Origin of the sequence: Thalassobacillus hwangdonensis (assembly GCF_042675915.1) — a bacterium.
GTDB lineage: Bacteria > Bacillota > Bacilli > Bacillales > Halobacillaceae > Thalassobacillus_A > Thalassobacillus_A hwangdonensis.
Genome location: NZ_JBHTKL010000005.1, coordinates 1,077,042 through 1,093,112, shown reverse-complemented (window position 1 = coordinate 1,093,112; position 16,071 = coordinate 1,077,042). Strand labels below are relative to the sequence as shown.

Sequence of the window (16,071 nt, the reverse complement as noted above, 5' to 3'; positions counted from 1 at the left end):
CGATTAAGAAATATGTTAGCATGGGATGAAACAACCGTCAACTACTTCTTGTAAGGGGAGAATTAAGATGAAAAAAGCACCGTCATTTTGTTTACCTGAAATAGAGTCAGGACAGCCTCACTGTCTGGACGATTACGCCGGCAAGGTTGTCGTGCTGACATTTTGGGCTTCCTGGTGCCCTGATTGTTCCAGAGACCTTCCCCAAAAAGAACAACTTCATGGTTCGATGGATTCAAACAAGGTTAAATTGATTGCCATCAATGCGGCTTCAAGAGAAAGAGCAATGGAGGAAGGCAGCAAATTTTCTCAGAAATTCCTTAATCAACTTAGTCTCGTAGATAACGATGGCACCTTCTATAAAGCATATGAATGTGAAGGAGTTCCTAGCACGATCATTATCGATCAAGCTGGTAACATCGCCGGACAATTTGGTGATAAAGCAGATTTTCTTTCGATTGTTAGTAAAATCGGTGAATTGATCGACTGAAACTATTTCGCAAGCAATAACAGGGACTCCACAAATAGTACATCTCTGAATGTACCTTTAATCTGTATAATCTGCTTCGGAATACTTGTAAGCTTGCGCCTGCCCTGAAAGATATCAGAAAGAACATCCAGATCCCCTCTCAGAAATATCTTATGGGAAGATGGGAAAGGACATGCATTGATGATAATTTCATTTCGATGAAAACAAACATTCACCGTATCTCTTTTATCACTGATCATCATGGTCAGTGATTTTCCTTTCCATATCGAATTCAATTCCACTTTGTCCAATAATTCCGACTGCCAGCTTTTCACATGTTCCATCAACATAAAAAAACCTCCTGACAGCTTATGAATTCGCTGCCAGGAGATAGGACACCTTTATTCTTCGTACAGAATCGTTCGTTATTTCTCGGGAAATAATCCAAGATTCATACATATTTTGACATCAGCTCATAGAGGTAAGGTACAGAGTGAAAGGCGTAGATCTTTTCTTTTATCGTTCCGTTATGGATAACTAATAGACACGGTACACTCTCTATTTCATATTGCTGCATCAAATCGGGGTGTAAAGAAGCATTCAAATCGTAAAATAAATTTCGATTATAAGTGCGCTCGACAGTTTCCAGCATCTTCGACGCCAATTGACATGTGCCGCAAAAAGGACTTTGGATAAAAATGTACATCCAGTCGTTATCTAAGAGTGTATGGTCATTGGATTCAAGCGTTAATTGTCTCATGCTCCACTCCTAAATTAAATAAATAGGTTTGACGGTAAAATTCTGACTAAGCAATGCTCGAGCAAGTTCGGGTTCAGGTGTAGTGGCCACTTCACGAAACATACGGTCGATATAAATATGCCTGGCGTGAGGGAGTTCGTGGGTCAATTGTTTACGAAGTTTACCTCCGGAGTAATCTTCATCAACAAGAATGTAGACAGTACGATCATCAAGTTGATGTTCATCAATCATCCGCTCCATCTTCTCAACGCCAAGCGTACCATGAGTACATATGACTTCCACTGGTTCATCAAGAATCTTAAGTACATGCTTTTTATCTGTGATTCCCTCAACGATCAAGACTGCTTTTTCTTCATCCATCATACCAACCACCTATTCAAAGATGATGTGATTCCAATCATTTATATAGAAAATGCGTTGCTACCTTAAGATAGCAACGCATGATCCAAAGTGTGCTTGTGCCATAGCAGAAATCACACGTATTTAACAATATTTACTCAAGGGTCAAATGATCGGTGTCAGCACCAACCATTTTCGTCGCAGTCCACATATTGGGTAACCTTCGGTGCTTCGATCATATTTTGTGCGGATTGTTGCTTTGCACCGTTGGACCGCTTATCCTGCTGGTAAGTCTGGTTCGCAGTTTTCTGTGGTTCACGTCTGCGGTCTTGTTCCATGATATCACCCCTTGAATATAGGGTGCCTCATGGCGAAGGAATTAATCTTCCTGAATCATCTCTGCATACTGATCTGCATCCATCAATTCATCCATCTCTGAATCATCAGATGGCTCAACGACAATCATCCAGGCTTTTTCATATGGAGATTCATTGACGAATTCTGGGCTATCTTCCAGATCTTCGTTCACTTCAACGACTTTACCACTTAATGGTGCATAAAGTTCGGAAACGGTCTTTACTGATTCGACGCTGCCGAATGGCTCATCCGCTTCAATCTCTTCTCCAACCTCAGGAAGTTCAACGAAGACGATGTCGCCAAGTTCGGATTGTGCAAAGTCTGTAATACCGATTCGTACTTTTTCTCCCTCAACTTTTACCCATTCGTGCTCTTCTGAATAACGAAAATCTTTTGGTAAACTCATGTTCACAAACCTCCACATTAAAATGATTATGAATTAGACACTCTATAAACATAAAAGCATTATGCTTTTACTTCCATTATTCTGCTCAAATTGCTTATCATTTCCAAGCTTGCTCAAAATCCGCTTCTTTAAACCCAACGGTAACGTTATTTCCGTCTGTGACAATCGGACGCTTGATCAGCATTCCATCGGAAGCTAGCCACTCGATCATCTGATTCTGGTCCGCATCTTTCAGCTTGTCCTTCATGCCAAGTTCTCGATACTTTTTACCAGAGGTATTGAAAAACTTTTTAGCATTGAGTTCGCTTTTTTCGATCATTTCTTTCAATTGTGCTTTGGATGGCGGCTGTTCGACAATATGTATTTCTTCATAGCTCTTGTCATGCTCGTCCAACCATTTCTTTGCTTTACGACATGTGCCACATTTAGGGTACCAGTAAAACTGCAAAGCCAAAGTCGATTCCCTCCTTCATCTTCCATTTCATTTTATCATAATTGATGATGATATGCGCAAGTCTAAGGTCAGGATTTCAGGTCCATTCTACTTATGATAGCTAGGGACGGCTGGAAAACAACTCGCTTTCCCGTGGGGGAACTGGCAAGCCTCCTCAGGCTCTGCCTTCCGGGGTCTCACCTAGGTCCATCTCCCACGGGAGTCTCGCCGTTATCCAGCCGCCCCACCGATTATTATCGAACATACCTGCAGGAAAACCGCCTTCTTTTTAAAAACACTTGCATATATCATACAAATAAACAGCCGCTTGCTGGTTGGCAAGCGGCTGTTTATTTAGATTATAGTGCGTATTTTTCTTCGGATAGTAGTTTCTTGGCGATTTCGCGTTTTTTAGCGATGACGTTAATTGGTGTGTGGCGTGTAAGTTTACGCATTGCACCAAGCATCATGCGAAGTGTATCGCCTGTTTCTGAAGCGATCAATGTTTCTTTAGCATGCGCTTCGATACGGTTGAATGCTTCCTGAACGTACACTTGAGTGTAAAGAAGTTTTTGAGCGGCTTTCTCCTCACCCAATTTCGCAATCGCTTTTTCTGTACGAAGGATGGCAGATTCCATGTTATAGATTTCTGCTACCATGTCAGCAATGTTGACGAGCAATTCCTGTTCTTTATCAAGCTTCTGACCATACTTCTGAGCAGCAAGACCAGCGCCTAGCAATGCAATCTTCTTCGCATTCTTTAACAAGTATTTTTCCTGCTCCAATGCTTCTGTTCCTGGCTCTTCAGGCATCATCATCATGAGCTCTTCTTGTAGAGCCTGTGCTTTTTGCAGCAATGGAAGTTCACCTTTCATCGCCTTTTTCAGAAGCGTACCAGGAACGATCATGCGATTGATTTCATTCGTACCTTCAAAGATTCTGTTGATACGGGAATCACGGTACATACGCTCTACTTCATATTCCTGCATGAATCCATATCCACCATGGATCTGGACTGCTTCATCAACAGTGAAGTCAAGGAGCTCTGTACAGAATACTTTGTTCAATGAACATTCGATTGCATATTCTGCAATGACTTTCGCTACTGCTTTTCCATCCTTCAATTGTTCGTCAGTCAGTTTACCCATGCTTTGTTCAAAAAGACCGACGGTACGATATACAGAGCTTTCATTGGCATACGTATTGGCTGCCATCGATGCAAGTTTTTCCTGGATCAATGAGAAGCTGGAAATCGGTGTTCCGAACTGCTTACGCTCGTTTGCGTATTTGGAAGCAAGCTCAATGGAACGCTTCGCCCCACCGACACCACCGATTGCGAGCTTGTAACGTCCAACGTTCAAAATGTTGAATGCGATGATGTGACCGCGGCCGATTTCTCCAAGTACATTTTCGACAGGTACTTCAGCATCTTCCAGGATCAATGTACGTGTGGACGAGCTTTTGATACCCATCTTCTTCTCTTCAGGGCCTGTAGAAACACCATTGTAGTCACGTTCTACGATGAACGCAGTGAATTTGTCACCATCAATTTTTGCGTACACGACGAATACATCTGCGAACGCTGAGTTAGTAATCCACTGTTTTTCTCCGTTCAATACATAATGAGTACCAGCCTCATTAAGTTTCGCAGTCGTTTTGGCTCCAAGAGCATCTGAACCAGAACCAGGTTCTGTCAATGCATAAGCAGCCAGCAATTCACCGGAAGCCAGTTTCGGGAGGTATTTCTGCTTTTGATCTTCGTTACCGAAAAAGACGATTGGAAGGGATCCGATTCCTACATGAGCACCATGTGTGACAGAAAAACCGCCAGCACGGGAGAACTTCTCCGTAATCAAGGATGAACTGATTTTATCCAGACCAAGTCCACCGTACTCTTCAGGGACATCTGCGCCAAGCAGGCCAAGTTCACCAGCTTGTTTCAGCAAAGCTACAGAATGTTCGAATTCATGATTTTCGAGGTTATCGATTTTAGGAACTACTTCCCCTAACACGAAATCCTCTGTCGTTTTTGCAATCATCAAATGTTCATCTGAAAAATCTTCCGGGGTGATGATGTCTTCCGCTGACAAATCCTCTACTAAAAATCCGCCACCTTTGAACACTTTTTCCGTCGTTTCACTCATTTCTTTCTCCTCCTTATAATAGCTCGAATACTCCAGCTGCTCCCATTCCGCCACCGATACACATGGTCACTACACCAAACTGTTCGTTTCGACGTTTCATTTCATGCATCAGGCTCAATGTCAGTTTCGTACCTGAACAGCCTAATGGGTGTCCTAATGCGATTGCTCCACCATTTACATTGACGATCTCTTCATTCAGACCAAGTTCCTGGATGACACGAAGTGACTGAGATGCAAATGCTTCATTCAATTCGAATAACCCAATATCAGAAAGTTCAAGACCTGCCAATTTCAATGCTTTAGGAATCGCTTCAATTGGACCGACTCCCATGATTTCCGGTTCCACACCCGCTACGGCAAAGGAACGGAATTTCAATAGTGGCTTAAGACCTTCTGCTTCCGCCTTTTCTTTATCCATTACGAGTACAGATGCAGCACCATCACTCATTTGTGAAGAGTTCCCAGCTGTTACAGATCCTTTGATGTTGAAAGCAGGCTTCAGTTTTGCCAAAACTTCCTGAGTCGTTCCTGGACGTACTCCTTCATCTGTTGTGAACAGCTTAGTGGCTTCCTTAACTTTGTTGTCCGCGCCAAGCGTTCGTTCAATCACTTCTACCGGAACGATTTCATCTTCGAACCTACCTTCAGCAATCGCTCTTGCTGCACGTTCATGACTGCGTACTGCGAAAGCATCCTGTTCTTCACGGGAGATGTTGAAACGGTTTGCTACTTCTTCCGCTGTATGCCCCATTCCCATGTAATAGCCAGGTGCATTCTCTACAATTTTTATATTCGGCTTGATGACATGACCAGGTACAGGTACCATACTCATGGATTCTGCTCCACCAGCAATGATTGTGTCGCTTTGACCCAGCATGATACGTTCCGCTCCATAAGCGATACTCTGCAAACCTGAAGAACAATAACGATTGATTGTAATACCTGGGATTGTATGGGACAGTCCAGCTAGTGCGGAAATATTCCTTGCCATGTTCATCCCTTGTTCTGCCTCAGGGATGGCACATCCGATGATGACATCATCAATGTTCCCTTCATAGTTCCCTGCACGTTTCAATGTTTCTTTTATCGTCAACGCAGCTAAATCGTCTGGTCTTGTATGTGCTAGTGTACCTTTTTTCGCTTTGCCAACAGGTGTACGAGCACCTGCGACAATGACTGCTTCCTTCACATTCCTTCCCCCTTCATTAAGTAGAAGTGTACCGCTTAGTTACGTAGCGGCTTACCTTTCATGAGCATATGCTGCATGCGTTGTTGAGTCTTCGGTTCAGCCACAAGGCTTAAAAATGCTTCGCGCTCTAGATCCAGCAAATACTGCTCATCTACGAGCGTGCCTTCTTTCACCCGTCCGCCAGCTAAGACGAAGGCGAGTTTTTCTGCAATCTTCAAATCATGTTCAGAAGCATATCCTCCGAAACCGAGGGTCTTCGCTCCAAGCAGCATTGCTGCATAACCAGGCTCTCCTACGACAGGTATTTTCGTACGCTTAGGTGCCTGATAACCAGACCTTGCAAGTCCGAGTACCTTCTGTTTCGCATCATGCAATAAGTGATCCCCATTGAAGCTGATGGCATCCTGCTGATCAAGGAAGCCATTCTCTCTTGCTTCATCACCGGAAGTGGACACTTTTGCCATTGCGATTTTTTCAAATACTGCATTCGCAACTTCCATAAGGTTCACTTTTACGCCTTGTGGGATATTACGAAGTTGCTTCATATAAAGCTCTTTATTTCCTCCGCCTCCCGGGATAAGTCCTACACCAGCTTCAACCAGACCCATATAGGTTTCTGAAGATGCCTGGATTGCATCCGATGGGAGACAAACTTCTGCTCCACCACCCAAGGTCATACCGAATGGTGCAGCCACCACAGGTTTATCGGAATATTTAATATTCATCATTGCATTCTGGAATTGTTTTACGACCATTTCGATTTCAAAGAAATTGAAATCCTGGGCTTCCATCAGGATCATGCCGATATTGGCACCGACACAGAAATTCTTTCCTTGGTTCCCGATCACAAGACCTTCATAGTTTTTATCTACTTCATCAATTGCGTAATTGATCATCTGGATGATATCCAGACCGATCGCATTGCTTTGAGAGTGGAATTCCAGCCCGGCAACACCATCACCAAGGTCGATCAGACTCGCGCCTGCATTCTTCTTAATGACATCCTTCGTTTCTTTCGTACGTTTCAGGTTGATGACTTTTTCATTGAATGACTTCTGTTTGTAGTCACCATCATGGTAGAAATACACGTTTCCATTTTCCTGCTTATAGAAGGTTTCGTTCCCTTGCTCAAGCATTGCTTCCACCCAGCTCGGAACGGCTACACCTTCTTCCTTCATGCGTTCGACTGACTTTTTCACTCCGATGGCGTCCCACATTTCGAATGGTCCTAGTTCCCAACCGAAGCCCCAGCGCATCGCTTCATCGATCGCTGTAAAGTCATCAGCGATTTCTCCAAGCAATTCTGCAGAATAGACGAGTACAGGCGCTACTAAGGACCAGATCAGGTCACCAGCACGATCGCCTTTTGCAGAAACAAGCGCTTTCATTTTGCGCTTTGGTCCTTTTTCCTGCTTTGCCATTTCTGTGGCCGCAGTTTTCAATTTCTTACGAGGACCGTATTCCAGCGTTGAAGGATCAAGTTCTAAAATTTCGCTTCCCTTTTCTCCTTTTTTCTTCAAGAAGAATCCTTGACCGCTCTTCGCACCAAGCCATCCTTTTTCCTGCATCTGTTTCATGAAGGCAGGTATATCGAAGACATCCTTCTCTTCACCTTCCACCTGCTCATAGACGTTGTTTGCCACATGGATGAACGTATCCAGGCCGACAACATCCAATGTGCGGAAAGTCGCACTCTTCGGACGTCCGATCAAAGGACCAGTTACGGAATCGATTTCACCGATACTGTATCCTTTTTTCAACATTTCCTGAACGGTCACGAGTAGCCCGTAAGTACCAATCCGGTTTGCGATAAAGTTCGGTGTGTCTTTTGCTTCGACGACACCTTTGCCTAACACATCTTCACCAAATACTTTCATGAAATTGAAGACTTCAGGATCCGTATCTTGCGTCGGAATCACTTCAAGCAGCTTCAGGTAACGAGGCGGATTGAAGAAATGCGTTCCTAGGAAGTGTTTCCGGAAATCTTCTGAACGTCCTTCTGCCATTGCTTCAATGGAGATCCCAGAAGTATTCGAACTTACAATCGTTCCTTCTGTTCGGTACTTATCCACCTCAGCGTACACTTTTTTCTTGATATCAAGGTTCTCAACGACGACTTCAATGATCCAGTCTACATCTGCCAACTGGTCCATATGATCATTCATATTACCTGTAGTGATCAAGTCCATGTTCTTTTTGCTCGTTAATGGTGATGGTTTTTGTTTCAGTAATAATTGTTTATTTGCAGCTGCGATTTTGTTTCGTACAGCAGCGTCCTCCAAGGTAAGTCCTTGCTTCTTTTCCTTTTCATTTACATCACGAGGTACAATGTCCAACATCAATGTCGGGATCCCCACATTGGCCAAGTGAGCAGCGATTCCAGCTCCCATGACACCGGAGCCGAGGACAGCCGCGCGCTTGATTTTACGATTCATTCCAGTTCCCCCTATCTCTTTTGAATGAATACTCATTCATTTTGTTGCTAAAAAAATATGATAGTGCTCCTATCAATACCTATTCTTACTATAAAATATTTTCAGATATTTCGCAATCGTTTAACGAAAAAATATGCTAATTTTTACTAAAGCAAATGGTTAATAACTTAGAAAAACTTGGCTTGTCGCCAAGTACTTATGGCGAAAGCCTTAGTATTTTCTTATACTTTATTCCTTTAATAAAGTTAAACTTTCTTAAAGTAAAAAAAGAAGCAGCGATGACTGCTCCTTAGATAATTATTTTCCAAATACACCTTTCAGTACGAATGCGACATTTGCCGGGCGTTCTGCCAGGCGGCGCATGAAATAGCCGTACCAGTCGTTGCCATATGGAACATAGACGCGCATATGGTATCCTTCCTTAATCAGTTCTTCCTGACGCTCTACCCTGATTCCATAAAGCATCTGGAATTCAAACTGATCGTTGGGGATGTTGTGTTCCTCGACGATCTTTTTCGTATATTCAATCATGGCATCATCATGTGTCGCCACTGCTGTGTAATTCCCGTTCAGCAAGTGCATCTTGATGATTTTCTTAAAGTTATCATCGACATCCTTCTTCTCCGGAAATGCTACTTTAGGTGATTCTTTATACGCACCTTTGACCAATCTCAAATTCGGATTATACTGATCGAGTTCTTCCATATCTTCTACCGTGCGGTATAGGTATGCCTGGACGACTGTGCCGATGTTATCATATTCAGAACGCAATTCCTTGAAGATTTCCAGGGTTTTTTGACAGCGTTCATAGTCCTCCATATCGATGGTGACGAATACGCCATATTCCTTCCCTGCATCGAGGATATTCCGCATATTTTCCATGACAAGCTCAGGAGATATATCCAAGCCCATTGATGTCATCTTCAATGACAACTGGGAATCAAGGTTGTTTTCAGAAATAGCTTTGATTGCTTCAATACACTCTTCTGCAGCGTATCTTGCTTCCGCTTCACTATCGATGAATTCACCGAGGTGATCGATCGTGACGGACATACCTTTTTCATTCAGTTCCCGAATCGTTTTCACCGCATTCGGAATCGTCTCTCCCGCTACGAATCGACCTGCACCAAATCGAAGACCATATTTTTTGGCCAGTTTAGTGAAGAACTTGTTTTTTGACAGAAACAGAAAGAAATTACGTAGTACTTTCTCCATGATGAATAGACCCCCTAAATCACTTCCGGACAAAATGTCTGAAAATTTGATCTTGTAAACGATATCACATTAGTATTCTATCATTTATTCTCACAAATGGGTATATAATCGCAAAATTAATCAATATATTAAGAAAAGTGTCGCTTTTTGCTGAAATGCATGCATATGTTCCCTTTTTCATGATAAAAATACGATTTTCGGAAAGACTACTTCCTGAATAAGAAAAGGAGGGTAACCTATGCAACAGCAGAATCAATCAGGTATGCAGCAGGCACAATCGATGACTCAGCCACCCAATATGGTAAGTACGAAAGACCACCTTTATATCACAGACATGCTTTCCTGGAACTTGAATGCATGCAAGAAAGCTCATTCATATGCGCAGCAATGCCAGGATCAGGAGCTGAAAGCTGCACTCGATCAGGCAGGACAAATGCATCAACGTCACTACAATAAAATTCTGGAACACTTGAATAAACAGAATCCACCATTGAATTAAAAGGAGGGAATCCCATTGAACCAGCAAAATCAGCAAAGTCAGAAAATCCAGAACCCTGAAACGATGGTTCCGAAAACAACTGAGCTCAATGAGCGAGATCTTGTCAATGATCTGTTAGCAACAGAAAAATATATGACAGGAGCCTATAGTACTGCACTGAATGAAGCCAGCTGTGAAAACCTTTATACGGATATCGCGACGATATTTAAAGAAACACAGGATTGCCAACGAAATCTATACAATATGATGTTCAAAAATGGCTGGTATGCACTCGAGCAGGCTGACCAGCAAAAGATGCAGCAATCCTATACCCAATTTGACGGATATAAGAACCAATTACCTTATGGCGGTTAGGTTAAACATCACAATATAAAAAGAAGGTGCACCGCATTTGGACTGCGGTGCACCTTCTCATGTTTTTATCCTACGACGTCATAACCTTGATCTTCAATTGCATCTTTCATTTTATCTTTCGAAACGAATGATTCATCGTAGGTAACGTCTACTTTTCCTGCTGAAAGGTGAACCTCTACACCTTCTACTCCCTGCAGTTCTTCGAGGGCTCCTTTTACCGCTTTTTCACAATGCCCACAAGTCATTCCATTTACTTCAAGTGTCAATTGCATCCTAACCACTCCTTTTAAGTTGTATAATACCTTTATATTTTTACCCGCTTCAAACGAAGCGAATTGGTAACGACGCTTACGGAACTGAATGCCATTGCAGCTCCGGCGATCCATGGTGCGAGAAGTCCGATGGCAGCTACGGGTATCCCAGCTGAGTTATAGGCTAGTGCCCAAAACAGATTTTGACGGATATTTTTCATTGTTTTCTTACTCATTAGGATGCCTTTGTGAATCAACGCAAGGTCTCCACCTAAAATAGTCAGATCTGCTGCTTCAATGGCAACGTCCGTACCAGTACCAATTGCAATGCCTACGTCCGCTACGACAAGTGCCGGAGCATCATTGACTCCATCGCCGACCATCGCAACCTTTTTCCCTCGTTGCTGGATTTCTTTTATTTTGTCAGCTTTCTGTTCTGGGACGACTTGAGCCACTACTTGATCGAGGCCAAGCTGGGAAGCAATTGCGTTTGCAGTCCTTTCATTGTCTCCTGTCAGCATGATCAGCTCATAGCCGGCATCACTTAACTGCTTCAATGCCTCGGGAGCGGAGTCTTTGATCGTATCCGCAACAGCGATTACACCTTTGACTGTTCGATCGACTGCAATCAGCATCGCTGTTTTCCCTTCGTTTTCCCATTGCTCCATCTTAAGCTCATAGTTGCCATATTCCACGCTATGTTTTTCTAGAAACATACGGGTTCCAACCAGAACTTCCGAATTATTCGCCATCGCTTTGATTCCATGTCCAGGTACTGCTTCAAAGTCGGTAACCTCATGGAGCTCATTCCCTGCATTTTGAGCATAGGATACGATTGCTTCTGCTAATGGATGCTCTGAATTTCGTTCAGCACTTGCTGCGAGCATTAATGCCTGTTCATCGCCTTCAAAATCTGTCACTTCAGGAGTTCCATTCGTCAATGTGCCTGTTTTATCAAATACGATTGTATCTACTTTATGCGTGTTCTCCAGGTGCTCGCCACCTTTAAAGAGAATGCCGAGTTCCGCAGCTTTTCCTGTTCCGACCATGATTGAAGTCGGAGTGGCGAGGCCAAGCGCACACGGACAAGCAATAACGAGAACAGCAATTGCGACTTCAAGTGCTTGTGTGAAGTTTCCAGGTGCAACGAACAACATCCAGCTTGCAAAAGTGATGACTGCAATAGCTACGACTATCGGTACGAAATAACCTGAAATGATATCCGCCATCCGTTGTATCGGTGCTTTGGAGCCTTGTGCTTCTTCCACCACTTTGATGATTCCGGCAAGGGCTGTGTCTTTACCAACCTTCGTCGCTTTCACCTGTATGTGTCCGTTTTTATTGATTGTTGAGCCGATGACTGCATCCCCAGTCTGTTTCTCGATAGGAATGGATTCCCCTGTAATCATCGATTCATCAATGGCAGTATTTCCTCTGATGACCTCTCCGTCCACGGGTACTTTTTCACCCGGTTTGACAATCAGGATGTCGCCCGCCTTCACTTGATCGACAGGAACTTTCACTTCTTCTCCGTCCCGGAGCAGGGTAGCTTCTTTTGCCTGTAAATTCAACAGACTTGAGATTGCCTGGGTTGTTCTTCCCTTTGCTACGGCTTCGAAATATTTCCCTAACAGGATCAACGTAATCAGTATTGCACTGGTCTCATAATACAGATGCATTTCTCTGCCCGGATTAATCATTGCCCGGATGCTTTCGGCCAAACTGTAGAAGTAGGCTGCACTCGTCCCCAATGCAACAAGGACATCCATATTGGCACTCTTATTCTTAAGGCTCTTGTACGCCCCTACATAAAACTGCTTACCGATGATGAATTGTACAGGCGTTGCCAACAGGAATTGCACCCATGGATTCATCAGCAGATGTGGTACAGGCAGCCCGAAAAGATGGTCGATCATCGTCAATAGTAACGGGAAAGATAATAATGCTGCTGCATAGAGCTGGATTCGCTTCTTCTTCAGTTCCTCTTCTTTTCTTGTTGCTTTCGATTCACGATCGACATGCACCGATGCGTCATATCCCAGTTTACGAATCCTTTCAATGATTGCTTCCCTGTCAACCATCCCGTTCTGATATTCGACCACGGCAGATTCGTCGGTCAGATTGACAGAGGCAGTCGATACTCCCTCCATTTTATTGAGGACTTTTTCAATACGGGTGGAACAGGCAGCACATGTCATTCCCGTAATGTCGAAGTCTGCCCGCTCCATCTGTACGCCATAACCGAGCTTTTCAATCTTGGCCATGATTTGGTCGGAGGCAACATGCTCAGGATCATAGTCAACTGACGCACTTTCCATTGCAAGGTTGACTTTAGCATCGACACCATCCATTTTATTCAAAACTTTTTCAATACGATTGGAACACGCCGCACAAGTCATTCCAGTGATATTCAAGGACATATGTTTCATTTCGCTCATGCAGGCACCTCCTCTTTCATCATTTTGCGAACTGCTTCATCACTTTCATCAATTCTTCGATCGACTCATCACCATTACCGGATTTGATTGCGTCACTGACGCAATGTTTCGTATGTCGTTCCATTAAAGAGAAGCCGGCCTGTTTCAGAGCTGAATCGATTGCTGATATTTGCACGAGAATATCCACGCAATAGCGGTCTTCTTCCACCATCTTCTGGATGCCTCTAACTTGCCCTTCTATTCTTTTCAAACGGTCAAGAACTTTCTGTTTCTCATCTTTCGTTCTTGGTTTAACTGGTTTCTTTCCACTGTTTTCCGGAAGTTTATTTTCATCCATCTTATTCACCTTCCCTTGATTATTACTATACCCCCGTATAGTATATAAAGTCAATCGTTATACATCATATATTTTCCATACAAAGGAAAAGGTCCATTCCTCAGTTCAGGAACAGACCTCCAAAGCGAAGAAGGCGAACAATGCCTCCCATATACAAATAAAGTTTAGGAACAATCATTTTACTGAATCAATCGTTGCAATCATACGTTGCTCAATATCTTCCGCGATTCCGTTCAATTTAGCATCATCAAGGAAGCGGATAAGCTCTGTCGGTTTAGGCATCCCTATTTTTGTCTTCCCATCACTTTCATAAACAACTACTTTACAAGGTAAAAAGTAGCTGACTAATTCGTTTTCAGCTAATACCTTGTTAGCTTCTTCAGGATTGCATACTTCTAAGATACGCATGGATTGATTAAAATCAAATCCTTTACCATTCAAAGTCTCTTTTACATTGAAATCCCACAGCACTCCGAATTTCTCGCTCTTAAGAGCATCTTCCAAAGCTTCAACCGCTGCCTGGACACTACGTGAAGTTTCTACCGTATAATGAAACATAGCTAATCCTCCCTTAATAATTGTCTTCACAAATTTATATACCCTATAAAGTATATCCAAAACGATGAAAACAATTATTTTCGGGGAAGCTAATGACATGCAGGACACTTGAAGCAACATACCATATGACGTATGATGAAGTTAGATAAAGGAGTGAGCGACCAATGCAGATTACAGATGAAGCGAAGCATGAAATCCAACAGATTCTGACTGAAAATGATGCAGAGGGCATTCGGTTGTTTCTTGCTGGCATTGGCTGAGGGGGTCCACAATTAGGACTGACCCTGGATGGGCCAGAAGAAGATGATCGAATCGAATCCATCAATGACATCCAAGTAGCGATTGATCCTAATGTCCAACAGATGGTGAGTCAACTGCGCTTGGAAAAAAGAGAACATGGCTTAGTCCTGGCAGGTATTCCTGCGGACGAATGCTGAGTACACAAAACCCGTGATTCTGTTGATAACAGGAAACACGGGTTTTTATTTGCAGTATTTTTGGAGTGCCTGATGAAGTGAAGTCAAATACGTGATGTCGAACTTCATTTTCATATGATGCATATGCTGCGCCTGTTTCGGCTGTATCCCTACAAATGCTACTTCGCATCCCATATAAAAAAGCGATTGGATCAGATTCTGCAGCACAAGGAAGCCTTCTTTCTCCATTTCCCCTACTGCGGTAAAATCGAATAACAGACGATCCACATCATTCTCCTGCACTTCAAACAATAAATGGGACTCGATCGCATGTAACTTTTCCACACTGATTTCACCGAAAATAGGTACAAGTGCTGTCTCATTTGTCAACGTAATGAAAGGAGCAGATAAGCGATTGTTCTCGATGATTGCCTGTTCAAGCTTCTCTTTTTCTTCCAGCAGTTCAAAATTGGTATCATTCAATCGATACTGAAGTTGATTCAAGGAATCTGTTACTCTTATCAGCTTTTCATCACGCTTGATCACCATGATATCCGCTTGAAGGTCATTATGCCACCGTGCATGGATATCAGCTACGATCGGATCGGCGTCTGCCTGGAGAGGCTTCACATTCACTTCAACTTTCACCTTTTTCATCGAAGGTGTCAGCCATTTTTGAACTTTTTCTCTGCTTTCATCATCCAGCATATCAAGGAAATTATCTTTTAAAACGGTCAGCTGTTCCACTTCGCTGGAAAAGTATTGAATTTGAAAGTATTTATTGATACCCAAGTAGGGTATAGCAAAAAAGTGCTCAACTCGTTCCATCCTTGATGCCCTCTTTCCTATCTACAAGCCATTTATCTAAATCATTCAGTCCTCGAATGAAGTGAACATGATCATCATACATGTCAGTCAGGTCATATTTTCGGGTGATTCGTCCGCCAACTAAAATATCCGGTTGCCATTCCAACTTTGAGAATCTTTCGATAAAAACTTTCAGCACTGGCAGTCGATAGGACAATGCTGCAGACAATCCTATGACGTCAGGCTTCCATTTATCAATCTGCTTGATGGCATGGTCGATCGGAAGGTCAGGGCCCAAATACCTTACCCTCCAATTCTTTTCTTTGAAGTAGCTGGAAACCATTTTCAGACCGATATAGTGACGCTCATTTTCAATGCCGAGCAGCATCACTTTCCGATCCCCAAGCTTTTTCGTGCTCATTGGATACGAAGTATTTTCAATTTTCGATAAAACGAAATCACATACAGCAGTTGCCAAATGTTCATCAGCCACAGAAATCTCATTGTTCTCCCACAGCTCTCCGATATGGTACATAGCTGGGGTAATGATATCTTCGTATAAATACATTCGTGGATGTTCATTCAGATGCTTCTCTATAAAATCAACAGCAGTTTCTTCTTCTCCGGATAGGAAAAGTTCCGCTAATCGGATATGCATTTCACTCAA

20 protein-coding genes are annotated in these 16,071 nt (G+C 43.0%); 3 read left to right on the top strand and 17 right to left on the bottom strand.

Annotation, left to right across the window (positions count from 1 at the left end; translation table 11 throughout):
- The first annotated feature begins 67 nt into the window (after positions 1-67).
- Positions 68-487, top strand: a complete 420-nt coding sequence (locus tag ACFQ2J_RS14885; RefSeq protein ID WP_386062157.1) for a TlpA family protein disulfide reductase — start codon at positions 68-70, stop codon at positions 485-487.
- Positions 488-489: 2 nt separating this feature from the next.
- Here the strand turns inward: ACFQ2J_RS14885 and ACFQ2J_RS14880 are convergent, their stop codons facing one another.
- From ACFQ2J_RS14880 to ACFQ2J_RS14835, 10 genes are all read right to left on the bottom strand, one after another.
- Entirely contained in the window at positions 490-816 is a 327-nt protein-coding gene (locus ACFQ2J_RS14880; RefSeq protein WP_386062155.1) for a hypothetical protein, read from the bottom strand.
- Positions 817-917: 101 nt separating this feature from the next.
- Positions 918-1,226, bottom strand: coding sequence for a thioredoxin family protein (locus tag ACFQ2J_RS14875; protein ID WP_386062152.1), 309 nt, complete (start codon positions 1,224-1,226; stop codon positions 918-920).
- 9 nt (positions 1,227-1,235) lie between these two features.
- Positions 1,236-1,589 (bottom strand): toprim domain-containing protein, encoded by a 354-nt coding sequence (locus tag ACFQ2J_RS14870; protein ID WP_386062150.1) that lies wholly within the window; start codon positions 1,587-1,589, stop codon positions 1,236-1,238.
- A gap of 155 nt (positions 1,590-1,744) precedes the next feature.
- Positions 1,745-1,903: a hypothetical protein gene (locus ACFQ2J_RS14865; protein ID WP_386062147.1), complete on the bottom strand. Its 159-nt coding sequence runs from the start codon at positions 1,901-1,903 to the stop codon at positions 1,745-1,747.
- A 41-nt stretch (positions 1,904-1,944) separates the two neighbouring features.
- The gene (gene gcvH / locus ACFQ2J_RS14860) at positions 1,945-2,328 is read right to left on the bottom strand and encodes a glycine cleavage system protein GcvH (RefSeq protein WP_386062144.1); all 384 of its coding nucleotides are present in this window, start codon (positions 2,326-2,328) and stop codon (positions 1,945-1,947) included.
- Between the two features lie 97 nt (positions 2,329-2,425).
- Positions 2,426-2,782 (bottom strand): arsenate reductase family protein, encoded by a 357-nt coding sequence (locus tag ACFQ2J_RS14855; protein WP_386062142.1) that lies wholly within the window; start codon positions 2,780-2,782, stop codon positions 2,426-2,428.
- Between the two features lie 338 nt (positions 2,783-3,120).
- Positions 3,121-4,905, bottom strand: a complete 1,785-nt coding sequence (locus tag ACFQ2J_RS14850; RefSeq protein WP_386062139.1) for an acyl-CoA dehydrogenase family protein — start codon at positions 4,903-4,905, stop codon at positions 3,121-3,123.
- A gap of 13 nt (positions 4,906-4,918) precedes the next feature.
- Entirely contained in the window at positions 4,919-6,094 is a 1,176-nt protein-coding gene (locus tag ACFQ2J_RS14845; protein ID WP_386062136.1) for an acetyl-CoA C-acetyltransferase, read from the bottom strand.
- A gap of 35 nt (positions 6,095-6,129) precedes the next feature.
- On the bottom strand, positions 6,130-8,529 hold the full coding sequence (locus ACFQ2J_RS14840; protein WP_386062134.1) for a 3-hydroxyacyl-CoA dehydrogenase/enoyl-CoA hydratase family protein: 2,400 nt from the start codon (positions 8,527-8,529) through the stop codon (positions 6,130-6,132).
- A gap of 297 nt (positions 8,530-8,826) precedes the next feature.
- A complete protein-coding gene (locus ACFQ2J_RS14835) occupies positions 8,827-9,744 on the bottom strand; it encodes a proline dehydrogenase family protein (protein ID WP_386062131.1) in 918 nt (305 codons plus the stop codon).
- Between the two features lie 238 nt (positions 9,745-9,982).
- On the opposite strand from ACFQ2J_RS14835, the gene ACFQ2J_RS14830 reads away from it, so the two are divergent.
- A complete protein-coding gene (locus tag ACFQ2J_RS14830; RefSeq protein WP_386062129.1) occupies positions 9,983-10,243 on the top strand; it encodes a hypothetical protein in 261 nt (86 codons plus the stop codon).
- Between the two features lie 63 nt (positions 10,244-10,306).
- On the top strand, positions 10,307-10,597 hold the full coding sequence (locus ACFQ2J_RS14825) for a spore coat protein (RefSeq protein WP_386062523.1): 291 nt from the start codon (positions 10,307-10,309) through the stop codon (positions 10,595-10,597).
- 65 nt (positions 10,598-10,662) lie between these two features.
- Here the strand turns inward: ACFQ2J_RS14825 and copZ are convergent, their stop codons facing one another.
- The 7 genes from copZ to ACFQ2J_RS14790 form a co-directional block, all read right to left on the bottom strand.
- Complete coding sequence (gene copZ, locus ACFQ2J_RS14820; protein WP_386062126.1) at positions 10,663-10,869, bottom strand: copper chaperone CopZ; 207 nt, start codon at positions 10,867-10,869, stop codon at positions 10,663-10,665.
- Positions 10,870-10,901: 32 nt separating this feature from the next.
- Positions 10,902-13,286, bottom strand: a complete 2,385-nt coding sequence (locus tag ACFQ2J_RS14815) for a heavy metal translocating P-type ATPase (protein ID WP_386062123.1) — start codon at positions 13,284-13,286, stop codon at positions 10,902-10,904.
- 19 nt (positions 13,287-13,305) lie between these two features.
- On the bottom strand, positions 13,306-13,623 hold the full coding sequence (locus ACFQ2J_RS14810) for a metal-sensing transcriptional repressor (protein ID WP_386062120.1): 318 nt from the start codon (positions 13,621-13,623) through the stop codon (positions 13,306-13,308).
- A gap of 174 nt (positions 13,624-13,797) precedes the next feature.
- Complete coding sequence (locus ACFQ2J_RS14805; protein ID WP_386062117.1) at positions 13,798-14,181, bottom strand: DUF302 domain-containing protein; 384 nt, start codon at positions 14,179-14,181, stop codon at positions 13,798-13,800.
- A gap of 272 nt (positions 14,182-14,453) precedes the next feature.
- Entirely contained in the window at positions 14,454-14,579 is a 126-nt protein-coding gene (locus ACFQ2J_RS14800) for a hypothetical protein (protein ID WP_386062115.1), read from the bottom strand.
- An 84-nt stretch (positions 14,580-14,663) separates the two neighbouring features.
- Positions 14,664-15,425: an STAS domain-containing protein gene (locus ACFQ2J_RS14795; protein WP_386062112.1), complete on the bottom strand. Its 762-nt coding sequence runs from the start codon at positions 15,423-15,425 to the stop codon at positions 14,664-14,666.
- On the bottom strand, positions 15,412-16,062 hold the full coding sequence (locus tag ACFQ2J_RS14790; RefSeq protein WP_386062520.1) for a cobalamin B12-binding domain-containing protein: 651 nt from the start codon (positions 16,060-16,062) through the stop codon (positions 15,412-15,414). The genes ACFQ2J_RS14795 and ACFQ2J_RS14790 overlap by 14 nt, the downstream gene beginning before the upstream one ends.
- Between the last annotated feature and the right edge of the window lie 9 nt (positions 16,063-16,071).